Below are 17,234 nucleotides of genomic sequence, written 5' to 3'. Positions count from 1 at the left end.
GTATGCTGCGGGAACTGAACATACGCAATCTGGCGGTGATCGAGAACGTTTCCGTTACGTTCCATGAAGGCTTTCACGTGCTGACCGGCGAAACCGGCGCGGGCAAATCGATCGTGATCGACGCCCTGGCCTTGGCGGCGGGGGGGCGCGGTTCCGCGGAGATGATCCGGCACGGCAGCGACCGGGCGGACTTGGAAGCGCTGTTCGACCTTCCCGCCGGGCATCCGGTATGGGAGACTTTGGACCGGATCGGAATCGAGGCCGACCGGGAAGAAGCCTTGATCGTCCGCAGGGAACTGCATGCGCAAGGCAAATCGTCCGCGCGAATCAACGGCCAGAACGTGACGCTGTCGATGCTGCGGGAAGTGGGCGAGCACCTCGTGAATCTGCACGGCCAACACGAGCACCAATCGCTGCTCCGGACGGACCGCCACCTGGAATGGCTGGACCAATACGCGGGGGAATCGATCGCCAAGGAGAAGACCGAGTACCGGGAGTCGTTCCGGCAATACCAGGAAGTGTTGAAGGAGCGCAAGGAGCTCGACGAGAGAAACCGGCAAGGCATGCAAATGCTGGACCTGTACCGGTTCCAGATCGAGGAGATCGACAACGCCAGGCTCAAACCGGGCGAAGACGAGTCTCTCGCGGACGAGCGGCGGAAGCTGACGCACGCGGAGAAGCTCGCCGACGCGGTTTCCGAAGCTTACGATTTATTATACGGATCCAAGGGGCTTTCCGCATTGTCCAAAGCGTTATCCAGGCTGCAGGATATCGTGAAGGTCGATCCGACCAAGCTCGAACCGCTCGTGGAACAGCTCCAGTCCGCTTATTATGCCGCGGAAGACGCGGTTTATCAGCTTCGGGACTATCGGGACCAGATTGAGTTTAATCCCGAGAGGCTGGCTCAAATCGAGCAGAGACTGGATTTGCTGTTCGGATTGAAGCGGAAGTATGGCGAAACGGTAGAGGAGATCATCTCGTACCAGCAGAGAATCCGGGCCGAAGCGGAGCGTATGGAAAACCGGGACGAACGGCTGCGCGAGCTGGAAGCGGAAGAACGGAGACTGCTGCAGGAATTGACGGCCAAGGCGGAGAAGCTGAGCGCCATCCGCCGGGACGCGGGCGAAGTTCTGGCTCGGGCGATCGTCCGGGAGCTGGAAGATCTGCAGATGAGCCGTTCCGTATTCGAGGTGAAGCTGGAACAAGGACCCCTGACGGCAACCGGGATGGATTCCGCGGAGTTCCTCCTGTCCACCAACCCCGGCGAACCGCCGAAGCCGCTCGCCAAAATCGCCTCCGGAGGCGAGATGTCCCGCGTCATGCTCGCGCTGAAGGCGATTTTCGCGAGCATAGACCGCATTCCCGTCCTTGTATTCGACGAAGTCGATACCGGAGTGAGCGGTCGCGCCGCGCAAGCGGTCGCGGACAAGCTTTCCAAGCTCTCCCGCAGCTGCCAGGTGTTCTCGATCACCCACTTGCCTCAGGTCGCGTGCATGGCGGATCATCAGTACGAAATCCGCAAAGAGGTAAGCGCAAACGGGAGAACGGTTACGTCGGTGAAGGAGCTGACCGGAACAGAGCGGGTCGAAGAGCTCGCCCGTCTGCTCGGAGGCGTGGAAGTAACGGAAAAAACACGTCATCACGCACAGGAAATGCTGTCGCTGGCGGAGAGGCAAAAAAACGCGTAATGACGCGAAAAATTGAGCTCCGAGGAAGCTTTTCGGGAACATAAAAGCGGGGGGGCACGGTTACCTTATAGGTACGCCATCGGCCAGTCGCATCGGCCGATCAAGACTGTAAGGGAGCGTGAGAACTTGTATCCCCATCCCCCCAGACGCCGCCTGTTCGGACTTTGTCTCGTCATCCTTCTGGGATTGGCCGTCTGCTCTTCGCCGATCCGCCATTATGCGTCGTTTCCGGAAACGCTGCGCATGTTCCAAGGTCAAGTCAAGCAGTTGAATTACGCGATGCCGGTGCATGCTCAAGGCAGCGTGAATCCCCAAGTGGCAGGCATCAACGGACGCACGGACGCTTTATTCCCGATCGATTTGAGCAGGCCTCTGTCCATTCATCCGAAGCGGAGCGGCACGACGGAGCTGAAGCTCCGGCTGTTCGGCAAAATCCCGTTCAAAACCGTCAAGCTCCAGGTCGTTCCCGACCTCAAGGTCATTCCAGGCGGCCAGACCATCGGCGTTAAGGTCAAAGCGGCCGGCATTATGATTGTTGGACATCATCTAGTCAAAACGGGCACCGATACGAAAACTTCGCCCGGAGAAAACGCCAGGCTGAAGCTCGGGGATTTGATCGTCGAAATCGACGGCCAGCCTTTGAACGACGTCTCCAAAGTCGCAGCGATCGCCGAAGCTTCGGGAAGAAGCGGCCGTCCCCTTCAATTGCTCGTTCAGCGGGGGAAGGAACGGTTCCGCACGCAGTTGAAACCGGCCTATGACCAAGAGGACAAAGCATGGAGGCTCGGGCTCTACATTCGGGACTCCGCGGCCGGGGTCGGAACGCTGACTTTCTACGCGCCGGATCATGGCGTCTATGGCGCCCTCGGACACGTGATTACCGATATGGATACCCAAACGCCGATCGTCGTCGGCAGCGGCGAGATCCTGCATTCCAACGTGACCTCGATTTCGAAAAGCCAGAACGGCGAACCGGGCGAGAAACGCGCGCAGTTCATCGGCGGCCGTACGATCGGCAACGTGGAGCGCAACACCCCGTTCGGGATTTTCGGAAGGATGAGCGGCATGCCCAGCCATTCTTATCGTTCCGAAGCGGTGCCCGTCGCATTCGCCGAAGAGGTGGAGGAAGGCCCTGCCGAAATCTGGACGGTCGTCGGCGGCCAGAAGGTCGAGAAGTTCGCGATCCGCATCGTTCATGTTTCCAAGCAGTCCTCGCCGGCGACCAAAGGCATGGTCATCAAAATCACGGATCCGAAGCTGCTCGAAAGGACCGGAGGGATCGTGCAAGGCATGTCGGGCAGTCCGATCCTGCAGAAGGGCAAGCTGGTCGGCGCCGTCACCCACGTCTTCGTGAACGATCCGACTTCCGGATACGGATGTTATATCGAATGGATGCTGCAGGATGCGGGCATCATGCTAACCCCCGAGCAAACGATGTCTAAGGCGGTTTGACGCCTTAGATTTTGCTCATTGTGGAAACGTGAAAATCCGAACATTTGTCGAAAATGTGCGAAAAACATCAGGAAATGGCACAAATTATTTATTATATTCGATATCCATTCAAAAATAAAGAAAAATTTTCTAATCCGGAAGGAATTGCAGAGGGATTGTCGAAAACGAATAACAGAGAAACGATGATCGTTTCCTCGACTACATTTCCCACAGAGAAAGGGAGGACTTGACCTTGCAGCGGATCGAAGTTTTTCTTGCGGACGACAACCGGGAATTCACGAATTTATTGTCCGAGTACATTCAAGAACAGGATGATATGACGGTCATCGGAGTGGCGTATAACGGAGAAGAGGTCATTCGTCAGCTGGAGGAATCCCGGCGCGTGCCGGACGTCATGATCCTCGATATTATCATGCCCCACCTCGACGGTCTCGGGGTGTTGGAGAAACTGCGGGACATGAATTTGACGCCGATGCCCAAGATCATCATGCTGACGGCTTTCGGCCAAGAGAACATCACGCAGCGCGCCGTTCAGCTCGGAGCCTCCTACTACATACTGAAGCCGTTCGACATGGACGTGCTGGCGAACCGGATCCGGCAGCTGGCGGGAGCTTCGGCGCCCGCATCCGTAAGCTCCGGCTCCTCGACGGCCGGCGTCATCCGTTCGAATATCGTTCCGATCAGCGGCAAACCCAAGAACCTGGACGCGAACATCACCAGCATCATCCACGAAATCGGCGTTCCCGCGCACATCAAGGGCTACCAATATCTTCGCGAGGCGATCACGATGGTCTACAACAACATCGAGATCCTCGGCGCCATCACGAAGACTTTGTACCCGGCCATCGCGGAGAAGTTCAAGACGACGCCTTCTCGAGTCGAACGCGCCATCCGCCACGCCATCGAAGTGGCATGGACGCGCGGCAACATCGACAGCATCAGCCACCTGTTCGGCTACACGATCAATATCGCGAAATCTAAGCCGACGAACTCCGAGTTCATCGCGATGGTCGCCGACAAGCTGCGCATCGAGCATAAAGTGAGCTGAAGCGTACTCAAAATCAAACGCCTGGCCTTCGATTATCATTCGAGGGCAGGCGTTTTTTGTCCATCCGTTAATCGTCAAACAATCCTCTGCGAATCAAGTTTGCGGTAATCGGCGGTTTGCCGATTTCCCGCGACCACACCGACAATTGCCCCATATGGTGGATCTCATGGGCGAGAACATGCCGCATCACTTCCCCGTACTTGAAGCTTTCCCATTCCCCTTTCGAGTTTCGGTTGGTCAAGATCCGATTTTCCAAGTCGCCATTCCAAGCATAAAGGAACGGAGCGATTTCCTCATGGCAGCGTGCCGAATAATCTTTTACCTTATCCAGGCCGGCATATTTCTCAAACGGAGGTTCGCCGGAATCCGGCTTGCCCTGCAGTAAAGTGATCCAGCTGTACTCGCACTCTACGATGTGGAACAACGTATAGAGAATGCTGCCGGGTCCGCCCGTGCGTTTCTTCAGCAGCTCTTCCTCGGATACCGAGCCGCACCAGTCCAACCAATCTTCGCGAACTTGCCAGTTATACTCGAATAGCTTCAACAAGGCACACCGCCTCCCGTCCCGGTTTCAATGGTTACTCCATTCCTTATTCGCGAAATCCGGGTACGATCCTGCCAGTCCCCAATTTTATCTGAATTTAAGGTATTTTGCTTCAAACATGATATAGTAGGGAAGTCGTTGCAAAAAAAGAGGAGGGTCTGATCATGAACGATAACGAAAATAAACGCGCCGAGGAGCCGCTGGGGCAAGAGGATGCCCGGTCGGCCGAACCGGCCGTTCCGTCGGAAGAGGCGGGACGGGAGGAAGCCGCGGCTGCCGAAACCGCCGACGCTGCCGCGGGCGCGCCGGGAATGGCGCCGGAAGCCTCGCTGGAGGTTGCAGCCGCGACAGCGAGGAAAGCCTCCGCTCCTTGGCCTTGGATTGCCGTAGCTATGCTTGCGGTCGCCGCATTGGTTTTCGTCCTCGTAAGAGAGAATCAGCAAGCGGGCGGCGGTAGCGGGAACGCGGTCGTTGGACGCATGGACGGCGCTTCGTTCACGAAGGCGGACTTATATGAAGAGCTGGTGAAGCAAATGCCGGAAGGACAAGCCGCTTCGGCGCTCGATAATCTGATGCTGACGAAGATGGTCGACCTCGAAGCCGGCAAGCTCGGGATCTCGGTCAACGATGCCGACGTGAACGCGGAAATCGCGAAATACAAGAAGAGCTTCCCGTCGGACGCGGAGTTCGAGTCTGCGCTTCAGCAGAGCGGAATGACGATGGACCGTCTCAAGGAACAGGTCGACGTGACGGTGAAGCTGCGCTCCATTTTCGAACCGCAAATCAAGCCGACGGAAGACCAGCTGAAAAAATACTACCAAGACAATCAAGCGAAGTACGGCACGCCGGAGCAAATCCGGGCGTCCCATATCCTGCTGCCGACCAAGGCGGAAGCCGAAGCGGTGCTCGCCGAGCTCAAGAAAGGCGCGGATTTCGCCACGCTCGCGAAGGAGAAGTCGACGGATCCGGGCTCCAAGGACAAGGGCGGAGATTTGGACTTTTTCGGCAAAGGCGTCATGAACGAGCCGTTCGAGACGGCGGCTTTTAAACTCCAAGTAGGCGAAATCAGCGGCGTGGTCGAATCCCCGAACGGTTTCCACATCATCAAGGTGACCGACAAGAAAGCCGCGGTGACGCCCGCTTACGATACCGTAAAGCAACAAGTGAAGAACGACTACCTGGATGCCCAGATTCCGGCCAAAATCAACGAGTGGCTGGAAGCGAAGAAGAAAGAGTACCACTACGAGAATCTCCTGGCGGCTCCGCCAGCTTCGGGAACGCCGGCTCCGTCGGCCTCCGCTTCCGCATCCCCGTCGCCCTCTTCGGGATCATGACAATTTTCGATTGCCCGGCTGCGAACCGTTGGATTATAATGGAATCAATGGCAAACGGCAGGTCAACCGAATAAGCGGATGATGGCAGCGGGAGAGATTACCACCATCTAGACAGGTAACGCCGAAGGAGTAAACCCGCGAGGGCGAATCTCTCAGGCAAAAGGACCTTTGCCGGACGCGACTCTGGAGAGAATCCCGCCGCGCGGGGTCACCAACGGGGAAACTTGCGTCCGCCGGGACACCGGAAGCCGCGCAAGGCAACTCTCAGGTACCAAGGACAGAGCGAAAGGAACGGCTACGCGCCGCGCGCGCGTTACCGGGAATCCTTTGGCCTGTCCTTTTTTGTTTGCAAACGGGAGAAAGGGTGAAGGGATGAGCGAGTTGCTTAGGACACCTCTGTATGACTTGTACCGGGAGTTTCCGGACGCGCGCTGCATCGATTTCGGCGGCTGGGATATGCCCGTCCAGTTCTCCGGCATCCAGCGGGAGCATGAAGCGGTCCGGACGAAGGCGGGACTGTTCGACGTCTCGCATATGGGGGAATTCGCGGTCGAGGGACCGGGAGCGGCGGCTTTCCTGCAGCGGATGACGACGAACGACGTAGACCGGCTCGTTAACGGGCAAGCGCAGTATTCGCTCATTTGCAACCCTGACGGAGGCGTGGTCGACGATTTGCTTGTCTATAAGCGGGCTGGTGATCGGTTCATGCTCGTGGTCAACGCCTCCAACACCGGCAAGGACTTCGAGTGGCTCGGCAAGCACTTGCCGGATGGCGTGACGCTGAACGACCGTTCGCGGGAGGTCGCGCTGCTGGCGGTCCAAGGGCCGCACGCCGAGCGGATCTTGGCGAGGGTGACGCCGGAACCGGAGCTGCTTTCCGGACTTCAGCCCTTCCGTTTTCTGGAGGGGGCGGACATTTGCGGCCGCAAGGCGATCGTCTCCCGGACGGGATATACGGGGGAGGACGGGTTCGAGCTCTATGTGGACGCTTCGGACGCGGCGACGGTATGGCGGGAGCTGCTCGGCGCAGGCGAAGCGGACGGTCTTGTGCCCGTCGGCCTCGGCGCACGGGACACCCTGCGTTTCGAAGCCCGTTTGCCGTTATACGGTCAGGAGTTGTCGGATACGATCTCTCCTCTGGAGGCGGGATTGGGCGCATTCGTCAAGCTGGACAAAGGCGATTTCGTCGGCCGGGAAGCGCTGATCCGCCAGAAGGCGGAGGGGCTGAAGCGGAAACTCGTCGGCATCGAAATGGCGGACCGGGGCATTCCCCGCGCGTTATATCCGGTCTATGGAGCGGATGGACGGATCGGGGAGGTGACGACCGGCACGCAATCGCCGACGTTGAAGCGCAATTTGGGGCTCGCTTTGATCGATGCCCGCTATGCCGGGTTGGATACCGAGATCGAGGTCGACATTCGGGGGAAACGGCTCAAAGCCCGCGTCGTGCCTACGCCGTTCTACCGCAGAACGAAGCAAGACGAAGGAGGGGGGAAAGTCCGATGAAACACCGATATTTGCCGCTTACGAAGCAGGATGAAGCCGCAATGCTGAACGCCGTCGGGGCGGACTCGATTGAACGGCTGTTTGCCGACATTCCGGCTTCGGTCCGCTTCCAGGGCGTGCTGCCGATGTCTTCGGCGCATGATGAGCCTTCCTTGCTGAAGCACATGCGCGACTTGTCCGGCCGCAACGCGGACGCGGACCGGTTCGCCAGCTTTCTCGGCGCCGGCATCTATGACCACCATATCCCCGTCGTCATCCAGCACGTCATTTCCCGATCGGAATTTTACACGGCCTATACGCCCTACCAACCGGAGATCAGCCAAGGAGAGCTGCAAGCCATATTCGAGTTTCAATCGTATATCTGCGAATTGACGGGTTTGCCGGTGGCCAACGCCAGCATGTACGACGGCGCGACGGCGCTCGCCGAAGCCGCTGCGCTTGCAAGCGGGGCATCAAGGCGCAAACGCATCGTCGTCAGCCGGACCGTCCATCCCGAAGCGAGGGAAATCCTGCGGACGTCGGCCCGCGGTCTCGGCCTGGAAGTGACCGAAGTCGGCTTTCTTGACGGGGTGACCGACTTGGAGGCGTTGGAGGCGGCCATAGACGAGAGTACCGCCGCGGTGCTCGTCCAGACGCCGAATTTCTTCGGCTGCCTGGAAAACGTGAGGGCCATCGAACCGCTGATTCATTCGCGAGGGGGGCTGTTGGTCGTCAGCGTCAACCCGCTGTCGCTCGGGCTGCTGGAGGCGCCGGGCAAGCTCGGTGCCGACGTCGTGGTCGGAGATGCCCAGCCGCTCGGCATTCCGATGTCGCTGGGCGGTCCTACATGCGGGTTCTTCGCCGTGACGGAGGCGCTGATGAGGAAAATCCCCGGACGGATCGTCGGGCAGACGGCGGACAGGGACGGCAAACGCGGGTTCGTGCTGACGCTGCAAGCCCGGGAGCAGCACATTCGCCGGGAGAAGGCAACGTCGAACATTTGCTCGAATCAGGCGCTGCTCGCATTGTGCGCTTCCGTGTATATGTCCGTGATGGGCAAGCAGGGCATGCAAGAGGTTGCCCGGCTGAATCTGAACAAGGCGCATTATGCGGCTGGTCGTTTTCCCGCGGGGACGAAGGTTTTCGGCGCGCCGTTCTTCAACGAATTCGTCTTGAAGCTGCCTGAAGGCGCGACCGTGAAGGAACTGAACGCCAGATTGCTTGGGGCGGGGTACATCGGCGGGTATGACTTGGGCGCCGCTTATCCCGAACTGGCGGGTCATGTGCTGGTGGCCGTAACCGAGCGGCGGACGAAGGAAGAAATCGACGGCTTCGTGCGCGAATGGGAGGCATGGCTATGAAACCGGAGAAAGCGCTGATTTTCGAGCTGAGCCGTCCGGGCCGCATTGCCTATTCCTTGCCGGAATGCGACGTGCCCGAGGTCGATCCTTCCGCCGTGATCCCCGTTGGCCATTTGAGAAGCGAACCGGCCGCGTTGCCGGAGGTGTACGAGGTCGACGTCATCCGGCATTACACGGAGCTGTCGCGAAGGAACTTCGGCGTCGACAACGGCTTCTATCCGCTCGGCTCCTGCACGATGAAATACAATCCGAAAATCAACGAAGACGTCGCGAAATTCCCGGGTTTCGCGAAAATCCATCCGTACCAGCCGGAAGAAAGCATCCAGGGCGCGCTCGAAATGTTATATACGCTTCAGAACGATTTGGCTGCTCTGACCGGCATGGACCAGGTCACCTTGCAGCCTGCCGCGGGCGCGCACGGGGAATGGACCGGGCTCATGCTGATCCGCGCCTACCACGAGAGCCGGGGAGAAGGGCGGACGAAGGTCATCGTGCCCGATTCTTCGCACGGAACCAATCCGGCCAGCGCGACGGTCGCGGGCTTCGAAACCGTAACCCTTCCGTCCGATGCGCGCGGAATGGTCGATTTGGAGGCTTTGAGGCAGGCTGTCGGTCCCGACACGGCGGCGCTTATGCTGACGAATCCGAATACGCTCGGCCTGTTCGAAGAGCGGATCGAAGACATCGCGCGGATCGTGCATGACGCAGGAGGGCTGCTTTATTACGACGGTGCCAACTCGAACGCGATCATGGGCATCGCGCGGCCCGGCGACATGGGGTTCGACGTCGTTCACCTGAATCTTCACAAGACGATGAGCACCCCGCACGGCGGCGGCGGCCCCGGTGCCGGACCCGTCGGCGTCAAAAGCAAGCTCGCGCCGTTCCTGCCCAAGCCGGTCGTCGGGTTACATCCCGACGGCACGTTCTATTGGGACGAAGATCGTCCGCAATCGATCGGCCGGGTGAAATCGTTTTACGGCAATTTCGGAATCCTGGTCCGCGCGTACGCGTATATTCGAACCTACGGGCCTGAGGGGCTTCGCCGGGTTTCGGAAATCGCCGTGCTGAACGCCAACTATATGATGCATCGCCTGGCTCCCTATTTTGACGTGCCGTATCCCGGGGTTTGCAAACACGAGTTCGTGCTGTCGGGCAAAAACCTCAAATCGGCGTACGGCGTCCGGACGCTCGATGTGGCGAAACGGCTGCTGGACTTCGGCTATCATCCGCCTACCGTCTATTTTCCGCTGAACGTGGAAGAGTGCATCATGATCGAGCCGACGGAAACGGAAAGCAAAGAGACGCTGGACGCTTTCATCGACGCGATGATTCAGATTGCGGGCGAAGCGGCGTCCGATCCGCAGCTCGTGCTGAACGCTCCTTACACGACGGCGGTGAAGAGGCTGGACGAAGCGACGGCGGCGCGCAAGCCGGTGCTGAACTGTTCCTGTTAAGGGTGTTGAACGGAGCGGAATCATGATTTTAGAATCCGGAGGGGTTGCGAATGAGCGAGGTTAGGGACGGTCTGTTTTACAGCGAGGAACATGAATGGGCCTCGGCCGCAGGCGGCCAAGTCGTGCGTATCGGCATCACGGATCATGCGCAGTGCCAGCTCGGGGACATCGTGTTCGTGGAATTGCCGCAGCCCGGCTCGAGCGTAAACGCGGGCGAAAGCGTCGGTTCGATCGAATCGGTCAAAACGGTGTCCGAGATGTACGCCCCCGTTTCCGGCAAAGTCGTTCGAGTGAACGAGTCTCTGCTGGATCAGCCGGAAATCGTAAACGGTGACCCGTACGGGGCGGGCTGGATCATGGAGGTGGAGGTCGAAGGTGATGTCGATACCGCGCTCGGCAAGCTGTTGACGGCGGATCGTTACCGCGAGCTGATCGAATAGGGATGGGAAGGCATCGCCTGGCGGGGCTGTTCTTCGGGTCATCTAGGACCTGCGGGAACCGCCCCGTTTCGTTTCGGTCGTTGAAAAGTACAAGCAATCTCTACTCCTTCAACATAATCCAATATTAGAAACAAGGAGGTGAAAAATCGTGCAAGTACAATTCCTGGATCAGCGAGCTTCGGTCATTTCTCAAGGTGCAGCCATTCCGATTCCGGACACGCCCATTCTCATAGGAGATATCGGACTGCTCACTGCCGGCGCCGTTTCCGTAAATCCCGGCAATGCTCGGGTAGAACTTAATGCGATGATCATCCTTGCAGATTTAGCTGAAGGAACCTACAGAATTCAAATATTGAGAGAGGGTACTCCGCTTTATACCGCCGATTCTGCCGGAACTTCCTTGCTGAATGTCAACCCGCCTTCCTATACGGTTACGGATTTTCCGCCGTATGGGCTGGTTGTGACGGGACAAATTCGTTATACGCTCACGATTCAACGCATCGGAGGAACCGGCGGAACGGTTCAAGGCGCTTTCTTCGGCGGATCGGCGAATACCGATTACTTCACGTAGCCGATCGCTTGTCGACAATCGTCGAGACAGACGGACAAAGAGGTTCCTGTTTCTCCCAACGCTGCCTTTCCCCTTACGGCCGTAAGGGGAATTTTTTATGGTTTGCGATAACCCCGCAGTTCGAAGTTGGACAGGGGGATCGGAAAAATCTACGGAAAGGAGATAAGAAGTGCGGATTGGAAAATCGGATCTTCCGCCTGCCGTCTATTTTAAGAGTGTCTCATGTCACTAAATCTTAAGTAAACCTGAAGATTTGCCCAAACTCCTTGTAAGCGCGTTCCAATCGGGTATATTGATAGAGGATGATAACCGGCAAGGAGAGCGTACGTTTGAACCATCGCATACTGGTCGTCGACGACGACAAGGAAATCGCCAACCTGATCTCGATCTATTTGAAGAACGAAGGCTATGAAACGGAGCTTGCCCACGACGGGACAGAAGCGCTGTCGAAGCTGCAGGGAGGAAGCTTGCACCTGGCCGTGCTGGACGTGATGATGCCCCGCATGGACGGCTTGGAGGTATGCCGGAGGATTCGGGAAACGGCCGAACTGCCGATCCTCATGCTGAGCGCCAAAGCCGAGGACATGGACAAAGTCATGGGCCTCATGACGGGGGCCGACGATTACCTGGTCAAGCCTTTTCATCCGCTGGAGCTGACGGCACGCGTCAAATCGCTCCTCCGCCGGGCTTACCGGTTCGGGCAGGCGCCGGCTCAGGAGGAAGTCCCGGGATTGCTGCGGATGAACGGTCTGACGATCAACCGAACGACCCATACGGTCGAAGCGGAGGGGCGTCCGATTCGGTTGACGTCCACGGAATTCGGAATTCTATATCTGCTTGCGAGCCAGCCCGGCCGGGTGTTCAGCGCGGAGGATATCTTCCGTCAAGTCTGGAAAGAGAAATATTTCGATTCGAACAACACGGTCATGGTCCATATCAGCAAGCTGCGGGATAAGCTCGAGCAGGAGACCGGCAGCAAGCTCATCACGACGGTATGGGGGGTCGGCTACAAAATTGACTTCTAATATCGTCTGGAAATTGGCCAGAAGGCTGATCGGCCAAATCTTCCTCAGCATCGCGCTCGGCATCGCGACCACGGTTTTGCTGATGGTCGTCCTGGAACGGCTTACGCGAACGTCGGGCGGTGCCTTGCGCGATTTCGCCCGGGTTGTCGGAAATACTTTCGGCTTTATGAACGTTACGCAAGCCGGCAGTTTCCTCTTTTTCCTCATCTACATGATTTTGCTGAATTGGCGCCGGTTCCGGTACGAGCAGCGGTTGATCGAATCCTTGGCGCATATCGCGCAAGGGAACTTCGATCATGCCGTTCCCGTCGCCCAGAACAACGAAGTTACTTTGCTGGCGCAGAACGTAAACCTGCTGGTGGAGCGGCTCCAAAGGTCGCTTGACGAAGAGCGGAGGACCGAAAGATCCAAGAACGAGCTCGTAACCAACGTTTCCCACGACCTGCGAACGCCATTAACCTCCATTCTGGGTTATTTGGGCCTGATCGATCAAGACCGGTACCGTGATGAGGTCGAGCTTCGGCAATACGTGCAGATTGCGTATGCCAAAGCGCAGAGGCTCAACGTACTCATTAACGATCTCTTCGAGTACACGAGAATGAACAGCGCGTCTGCACCCTTGCGGGCAACGAGCGTGAACGTGTCCGAATTGGTCGAGCAGCTGCTGGACCATTACCGGTTGCCTCTTCGGGAAGCCGGCATGGAAGGCAGGCTGAATGCGGGACCGGGATTCCGGAACCTCCGGGTATGGGCCGATCCCGTCAAGCTCGTTCGCGTGTTCGAGAATCTGCTCGCCAATGCCATGACGTACGGGAAGGACGGCCGCATCGTCGATTTTATCGTGAGCAGCGAGAATGGGACGGTGCTGGTGGAGGTCGTGAATTACGGGGAGCCGATTCCGGAGTCCGATTTGCCCCGCCTCTTCGAACGCTTCTACCGCGTAGACAAAGCCCGGACGAGCGACAATGGCGGTGCCGGCTTAGGTTTGGCCATCGCCAAGGGTCTGGTGGAGAAACACGGGGGAACGATCCGGGCCCTCAGCGACGAAAACAGCACGTCCTTTCAGGTAAGGCTTCCGCTTTATGCGGAAACCGTTACCGTCTGACTTTCCGTTCCAGAAACTCGATCCGGTTGCCGAAAGGATCGCGCACGAAAACCCGGGTTGCTCCTTCAAGCGCTTCATCCTCCTGCAACGCAACTCCGTCTTCGGCCAACTTCTCCTTCAAGCCGGCGATGTTGTCCACCTCGAAAGCGGGGTGGGCTTTTTTCGCTGGCGAGAAATCCGGCTGAACCCCGATATGAAGCTGATGGCTTCCGCATTGAAACCAAACGCCTCCGCGAGAGATCAGCGACTCCGGTTTGGGTATCTCCGGCATTCCGAGCGCATAGCCGTAAAAAGCTCTCGCTTTCTCCTCGCAGCCTTCCGGCGCCGCCAGTTGCACGTGATCGATCCCGACGAATCGATAAGACATCCCGTTTCCCTCCAAGAAATATTGGTTTCGCACAATAAAACAGAGTTTCATTAATTACACATTTATTATAGCACACTTACGCCTCATTTTAAGAAAAAATTATGGTTTGCTTACAAAAGGATTAAACGTTCCCCTGTACAATCACAACTGCCAAGAAGGGCAGGAAGGGGAAACCGGGTGTTGAAACGATGGTTTGCGATCATACCGCTAGCTTTGTGGCTCGGATGGACGGCGGTGCATGCGGAGCGGGCGGATCTCGGGGCGGAACCGAATCCGCTCGGATTGGAGGTGCGATCCGCCGTTATGCTGGATATGGAAACGGGGAAGTGGCTGTATTCGTATCGCGGCGACGCAGCGTTGCCTCCCGCGAGCATGTCGAAGATGATGACCGAACTGCTGGTGTTGGAGGGGATTTCGTCCGGGGAGCTGAGGTGGAACGACCGCGTCCGGGTCAGCGATTACGCGGCGGGAGTGACGGGAGCGGGAATGGGGCTTCAGCCCCGGCAGACCTTGACGGTCAGGGAACTGTTCGAGGCCATGGCGATTCATTCGGCGAATGACGCCACGGTTGCTCTCGCGGAGAAGATGGCGGGAACGGAAGCCGAATTCGTAAAGCGAATGAACCGGAAAGCGGCGGATATCGGCCTATCCGGCGGCACCCATTTCGCCAATGCCACGGGACTGTCCAGCGAAGACCTAAGCGAATTCGACACGGCAGCGGCTGACGGAGAGACGCGAATGACCGCCAAAGACGCGGCTCTCCTCGCCGTTCGTTTAATCAAGGAGCATCCCGAAATTCTGGACACGACCCGTCAAGCCGCTACGGTTCGGACAAGCTCCCGCGAAGCCCTGCAGACGACCAACGAGATGCTTCCGGGACAGCGCTTCGGAACGGCGGGCAACGACGGGTTGAAGACGGGTTATACCGGGCGCGCGGGATATTGCTTCACCGGCACAACCGTGAGGAACGGCAGGCGATTGATCACGGTCGTAATGGGGGCGGAAACTCCGGAGTCGAGGTTCGAAGAAACGCGCAAGCTTCTGGAATACGGTTGGAGGACCGCGACATGACAGACGATAAAATCGCCGTCCTTCGCGACATAGAAGGGTTCTGTTACAGCGTTTGCCGCTATTTGCTTAACGACGAAAAAAGCGCCGCCATGGCGGCGCAGGCGGCGCTTGGGGTTTTGTACCGGGACGAACGTTTCTGGAGGCTCAAGGATATGGAGCGCGAAAGCATCGCGTGCCGGACGGCGGCCGTCAAGGCTCTCGAATGGAGCCGGCTTGGCGAACTCCGGAAGTAAGCGGTTGCGGATTTACTCCGGTCTGTTGCCTCCTCCGGCTTCTTCCCGGCGCGGAGGCCGCGGGCGTTTGGGCATGAAGCGGGGAGCCAGGTAGTTGTGCTTGCGGTCGCGGAAGAAGATCCAGCCTCCGATGAAGCACACGCCGATCAAAAAAAGGAAGAAGCCCAGTAGAAAGGAACCCCAGTCGAAGCTGGGCGTTTGCAAGTCCACGTTGCCCATTTCCGCGAAATAATTGAACAAGGCGTCTTTCATCAGCAGAAAGCCGTAGGCGGCGCCGATGCCGGGAAGGACGAGCAGCAGAATGGCGATGAGGCGCGAAACGATCAGTTTCATTTCACGGTCCTCCTTTCATCCTTTTATTCTACCTTTTTCCCGACGGTCTGTCCACGGTGTCGCATCCTGTCGAACGTCGCGTCGCCTTTGTTCCCCGGGGAAAAAACAGGTACAATAGGAAAGGGAAATGGCCTGTCATGGGAAACAGAGGAATATCGAGCGCGGAGGGACCACTATGCCAATCGAAACCGACGTCGCCGTCTTAGGCGGCGGACCGGGAGGATATACGGCGGCGGTGCGCGCGGCGCAAGCCGGGCGGAGCGTCGTCATCATCGAACGGGACAAGCTGGGAGGCACTTGCCTGCATCGGGGCTGCATCCCAAGCAAATCGCTGCTGAGAAGCGCCGAAGTGTACGCCACGTTGAGAAAAGCTTCCTCCTACGGGATCACGGTTCCGCCTGTCGGAATCGCCGTCGATTGGACGGCCGTCCGGACCCGCATGGCCGGGATCGTCGAGCAGCTGCACCGGGGCGTCCAGGCATTGATGAAACAGAATAAAATCCAAGTGATTCAAGGAAACGGGAGAATCATCGGCCCGTCCATATTCTCGCCCAAGAGCGGGGCCGTCGCGGTGGAATTGCCGGACGGGGAATCGGAGACAATCGTCCCGAAGAACGTGATCATCGCGACGGGATCCCGCCCGCGGAGGTTGGCCGGCCTTCCCTATGACGGGAAGACCGTCGTCACCAGCGACGAAGCGTTGGAATGGACGGAGCGGCCGGCGTCCGTCCTGATCGTCGGAGGAGGGGTCATCGGGGTCGAGTGGGCTTCGATGCTGGCCGACTTCGGCACCGAAGTGACGCTGGTCGAAACGGCGGACCGGCTGCTTCCGGCCGAGGACAAGGACGTCTCGGCCGAAATCGCCAAGGCGCTCTCGAAACGCGGAGTGCGCATGCTTACGGGCGCGAAGCTGGACGCGGCGTCCTGCCGCGTGACGGAGCAAGGGGTTGCGTGCGAGGCGGAAGTCAAAGGAGAGAGGACCGTCTTTGCGGCGGAGCGGATGATGGTATCCGTCGGCCGGCAAGGCAACGTGGAAGGGATCGGACTGGAAAACACCGACGTGAAATCGGCGAACGGCTTCATTGCCGTGAACCCGTCGACGCTGCAGACAGGCGAGCCCCACATCTACGCGATCGGGGACGTCATCGGAGGCGTCCAGCTCGCCCACGCGGCCATGCACGAGGCGGCTGTGGCGGTAGAGCATCTGACCGGCGGCAAGCCGGAGCGCTGCCCGGACCGGGACATTCCGCGCTGCATCTATTCCCGTCCGGAGGCCGCTTCGATCGGCTGGACCGAAGAGGCGGCGAAAGCCGGCGGCTTCCAGGTGAAGACGGCGAAAATTCCGCTCCGCATTCTGGGCAAAGCCTTGGTCTACGGAGAAGCCGAAGGATTCGCCAAAGCGGTGGCGGACGCGCGGTCGGGCGACTTGCTCGGCGTCCACTTGGTGGGAGCGCATGCGACGGAGCTGATTGCCGAAGCTTCGCTGGCCAAGCTGCTGGACGCCATTCCGTGGGAAATCGGCCGGACGATTCACCCTCACCCGACCTTATCCGAAATCATGCAGGAGACGATGCTCGGCCTCTCCGGAGGCGGCGGACACGCTTGACCAAGCAAAACGGCAACGCCGTCCTTTACGGACGGATTGACGATTTATCGGAAGTGATTCAGAAAAGTTTGGCGAATACCATACTTTCCGAATCACGATCATCCATACGGCCAATCG

17 protein-coding genes and 2 riboswitches are annotated in these 17,234 nt (G+C 58.4%); of the genes, 14 read left to right on the top strand and 3 right to left on the bottom strand.

Going from position 1 to position 17,234, the window contains the following annotated elements:
- Positions 1 to 2: 2 nt before the first annotated feature.
- The 3 genes from recN to spo0A all read left to right on the top strand — a co-directional run bounded on the left by recN (position 3) and on the right by spo0A (position 4,188).
- Positions 3 to 1,688 carry a DNA repair protein RecN gene (gene recN / locus GE107_RS11965; protein ID WP_219640185.1) on the top strand — a complete coding sequence of 562 codons (1,686 nt, stop codon included), beginning with the start codon at positions 3 to 5 and terminating at the stop codon, positions 1,686 to 1,688.
- 126 nt (positions 1,689 to 1,814) lie between these two features.
- Positions 1,815 to 3,140 carry a SpoIVB peptidase gene (spoIVB, locus tag GE107_RS11960; protein WP_219640184.1) on the top strand — a complete coding sequence of 442 codons (1,326 nt, stop codon included), beginning with the start codon at positions 1,815 to 1,817 and terminating at the stop codon, positions 3,138 to 3,140.
- Between the two features lie 232 nt (positions 3,141 to 3,372).
- A complete protein-coding gene (gene spo0A, locus GE107_RS11955) occupies positions 3,373 to 4,188 on the top strand; it encodes a sporulation transcription factor Spo0A (RefSeq protein ID WP_219640183.1) in 816 nt (271 codons plus the stop codon).
- Between the two features lie 67 nt (positions 4,189 to 4,255).
- Here spo0A and GE107_RS11950 read toward each other — a convergent pair whose 3' ends face one another.
- The gene (locus tag GE107_RS11950; RefSeq protein WP_219640182.1) at positions 4,256 to 4,735 is read right to left on the bottom strand and encodes a DinB family protein; all 480 of its coding nucleotides are present in this window, start codon (positions 4,733 to 4,735) and stop codon (positions 4,256 to 4,258) included.
- Between the two features lie 161 nt (positions 4,736 to 4,896).
- On the opposite strand from GE107_RS11950, the gene GE107_RS11945 reads away from it, so the two are divergent.
- The 8 genes from GE107_RS11945 to GE107_RS11910 all read left to right on the top strand — a co-directional run bounded on the left by GE107_RS11945 (position 4,897) and on the right by GE107_RS11910 (position 13,507).
- Entirely contained in the window at positions 4,897 to 6,066 is a 1,170-nt protein-coding gene (locus GE107_RS11945) for a peptidylprolyl isomerase (RefSeq protein WP_219640181.1), read from the top strand.
- A gap of 78 nt (positions 6,067 to 6,144) precedes the next feature.
- Positions 6,145 to 6,244: riboswitch (glycine riboswitch) on the top strand.
- A 3-nt stretch (positions 6,245 to 6,247) separates the two neighbouring features.
- Positions 6,248 to 6,349, top strand: a riboswitch (glycine riboswitch).
- Between the two features lie 89 nt (positions 6,350 to 6,438).
- Positions 6,439 to 7,572, top strand: a complete 1,134-nt coding sequence (gene gcvT / locus GE107_RS11940) for a glycine cleavage system aminomethyltransferase GcvT (RefSeq protein WP_219640180.1) — start codon at positions 6,439 to 6,441, stop codon at positions 7,570 to 7,572.
- Positions 7,569 to 8,912 carry an aminomethyl-transferring glycine dehydrogenase subunit GcvPA gene (gcvPA, locus tag GE107_RS11935; protein ID WP_219640179.1) on the top strand — a complete coding sequence of 448 codons (1,344 nt, stop codon included), beginning with the start codon at positions 7,569 to 7,571 and terminating at the stop codon, positions 8,910 to 8,912. The genes gcvT and gcvPA overlap by 4 nt, the downstream gene beginning before the upstream one ends.
- A complete protein-coding gene (gcvPB, locus tag GE107_RS11930; RefSeq protein ID WP_219640178.1) occupies positions 8,909 to 10,366 on the top strand; it encodes an aminomethyl-transferring glycine dehydrogenase subunit GcvPB in 1,458 nt (485 codons plus the stop codon). The genes gcvPA and gcvPB overlap by 4 nt, the downstream gene beginning before the upstream one ends.
- Before the next feature lie 50 nt (positions 10,367 to 10,416).
- Positions 10,417 to 10,806 carry a glycine cleavage system protein GcvH gene (gene gcvH / locus GE107_RS11925; RefSeq protein ID WP_219640177.1) on the top strand — a complete coding sequence of 130 codons (390 nt, stop codon included), beginning with the start codon at positions 10,417 to 10,419 and terminating at the stop codon, positions 10,804 to 10,806.
- A gap of 148 nt (positions 10,807 to 10,954) precedes the next feature.
- The gene (locus GE107_RS11920; RefSeq protein WP_219640176.1) at positions 10,955 to 11,377 is read left to right on the top strand and encodes a hypothetical protein; all 423 of its coding nucleotides are present in this window, start codon (positions 10,955 to 10,957) and stop codon (positions 11,375 to 11,377) included.
- 329 nt (positions 11,378 to 11,706) lie between these two features.
- Positions 11,707 to 12,402 (top strand): response regulator transcription factor, encoded by a 696-nt coding sequence (locus tag GE107_RS11915; RefSeq protein ID WP_370636371.1) that lies wholly within the window; start codon positions 11,707 to 11,709, stop codon positions 12,400 to 12,402.
- Positions 12,392 to 13,507, top strand: a complete 1,116-nt coding sequence (locus GE107_RS11910; protein ID WP_255570411.1) for a sensor histidine kinase — start codon at positions 12,392 to 12,394, stop codon at positions 13,505 to 13,507. Before GE107_RS11915 ends, GE107_RS11910 begins: the two co-directional genes overlap by 11 nt.
- On the opposite strand, the gene GE107_RS11905 is transcribed toward GE107_RS11910, so the two are convergent.
- The gene (locus tag GE107_RS11905; protein WP_219640174.1) at positions 13,497 to 13,874 is read right to left on the bottom strand and encodes a VOC family protein; all 378 of its coding nucleotides are present in this window, start codon (positions 13,872 to 13,874) and stop codon (positions 13,497 to 13,499) included. The two genes, GE107_RS11910 and GE107_RS11905, sit on opposite strands and share 11 nt — an antisense overlap.
- Before the next feature lie 180 nt (positions 13,875 to 14,054).
- Here GE107_RS11905 and GE107_RS11900 point away from each other — a divergent pair, with 180 nt between their 5' ends.
- Both GE107_RS11900 and GE107_RS11895 read left to right on the top strand, forming a co-directional pair.
- Positions 14,055 to 14,945 (top strand): D-alanyl-D-alanine carboxypeptidase family protein, encoded by an 891-nt coding sequence (locus GE107_RS11900; RefSeq protein WP_255570410.1) that lies wholly within the window; start codon positions 14,055 to 14,057, stop codon positions 14,943 to 14,945.
- A complete protein-coding gene (locus GE107_RS11895) occupies positions 14,942 to 15,178 on the top strand; it encodes a hypothetical protein (RefSeq protein ID WP_219640173.1) in 237 nt (78 codons plus the stop codon). Before GE107_RS11900 ends, GE107_RS11895 begins: the two co-directional genes overlap by 4 nt.
- Positions 15,179 to 15,190: 12 nt before the next feature.
- On the opposite strand, the gene GE107_RS11890 is transcribed toward GE107_RS11895, so the two are convergent.
- Positions 15,191 to 15,511, bottom strand: a complete 321-nt coding sequence (locus GE107_RS11890) for a DUF2627 domain-containing protein (protein WP_219640172.1) — start codon at positions 15,509 to 15,511, stop codon at positions 15,191 to 15,193.
- Positions 15,512 to 15,686: 175 nt separating this feature from the next.
- Between GE107_RS11890 and lpdA the strand changes: the two genes are divergently transcribed.
- Positions 15,687 to 17,117 (top strand): dihydrolipoyl dehydrogenase, encoded by a 1,431-nt coding sequence (lpdA, locus tag GE107_RS11885; RefSeq protein ID WP_219640171.1) that lies wholly within the window; start codon positions 15,687 to 15,689, stop codon positions 17,115 to 17,117.
- Positions 17,118 to 17,234: the final 117 nt, after the last annotated feature.

Source organism: Cohnella sp. CFH 77786, assembly GCF_019400745.1.
Lineage (GTDB): Bacteria > Bacillota > Bacilli > Paenibacillales > Paenibacillaceae > Cohnella.
The sequence above is the reverse complement of the archived record's forward strand: the minus strand, read 5'-3'. Positions and strand labels throughout refer to the sequence as shown.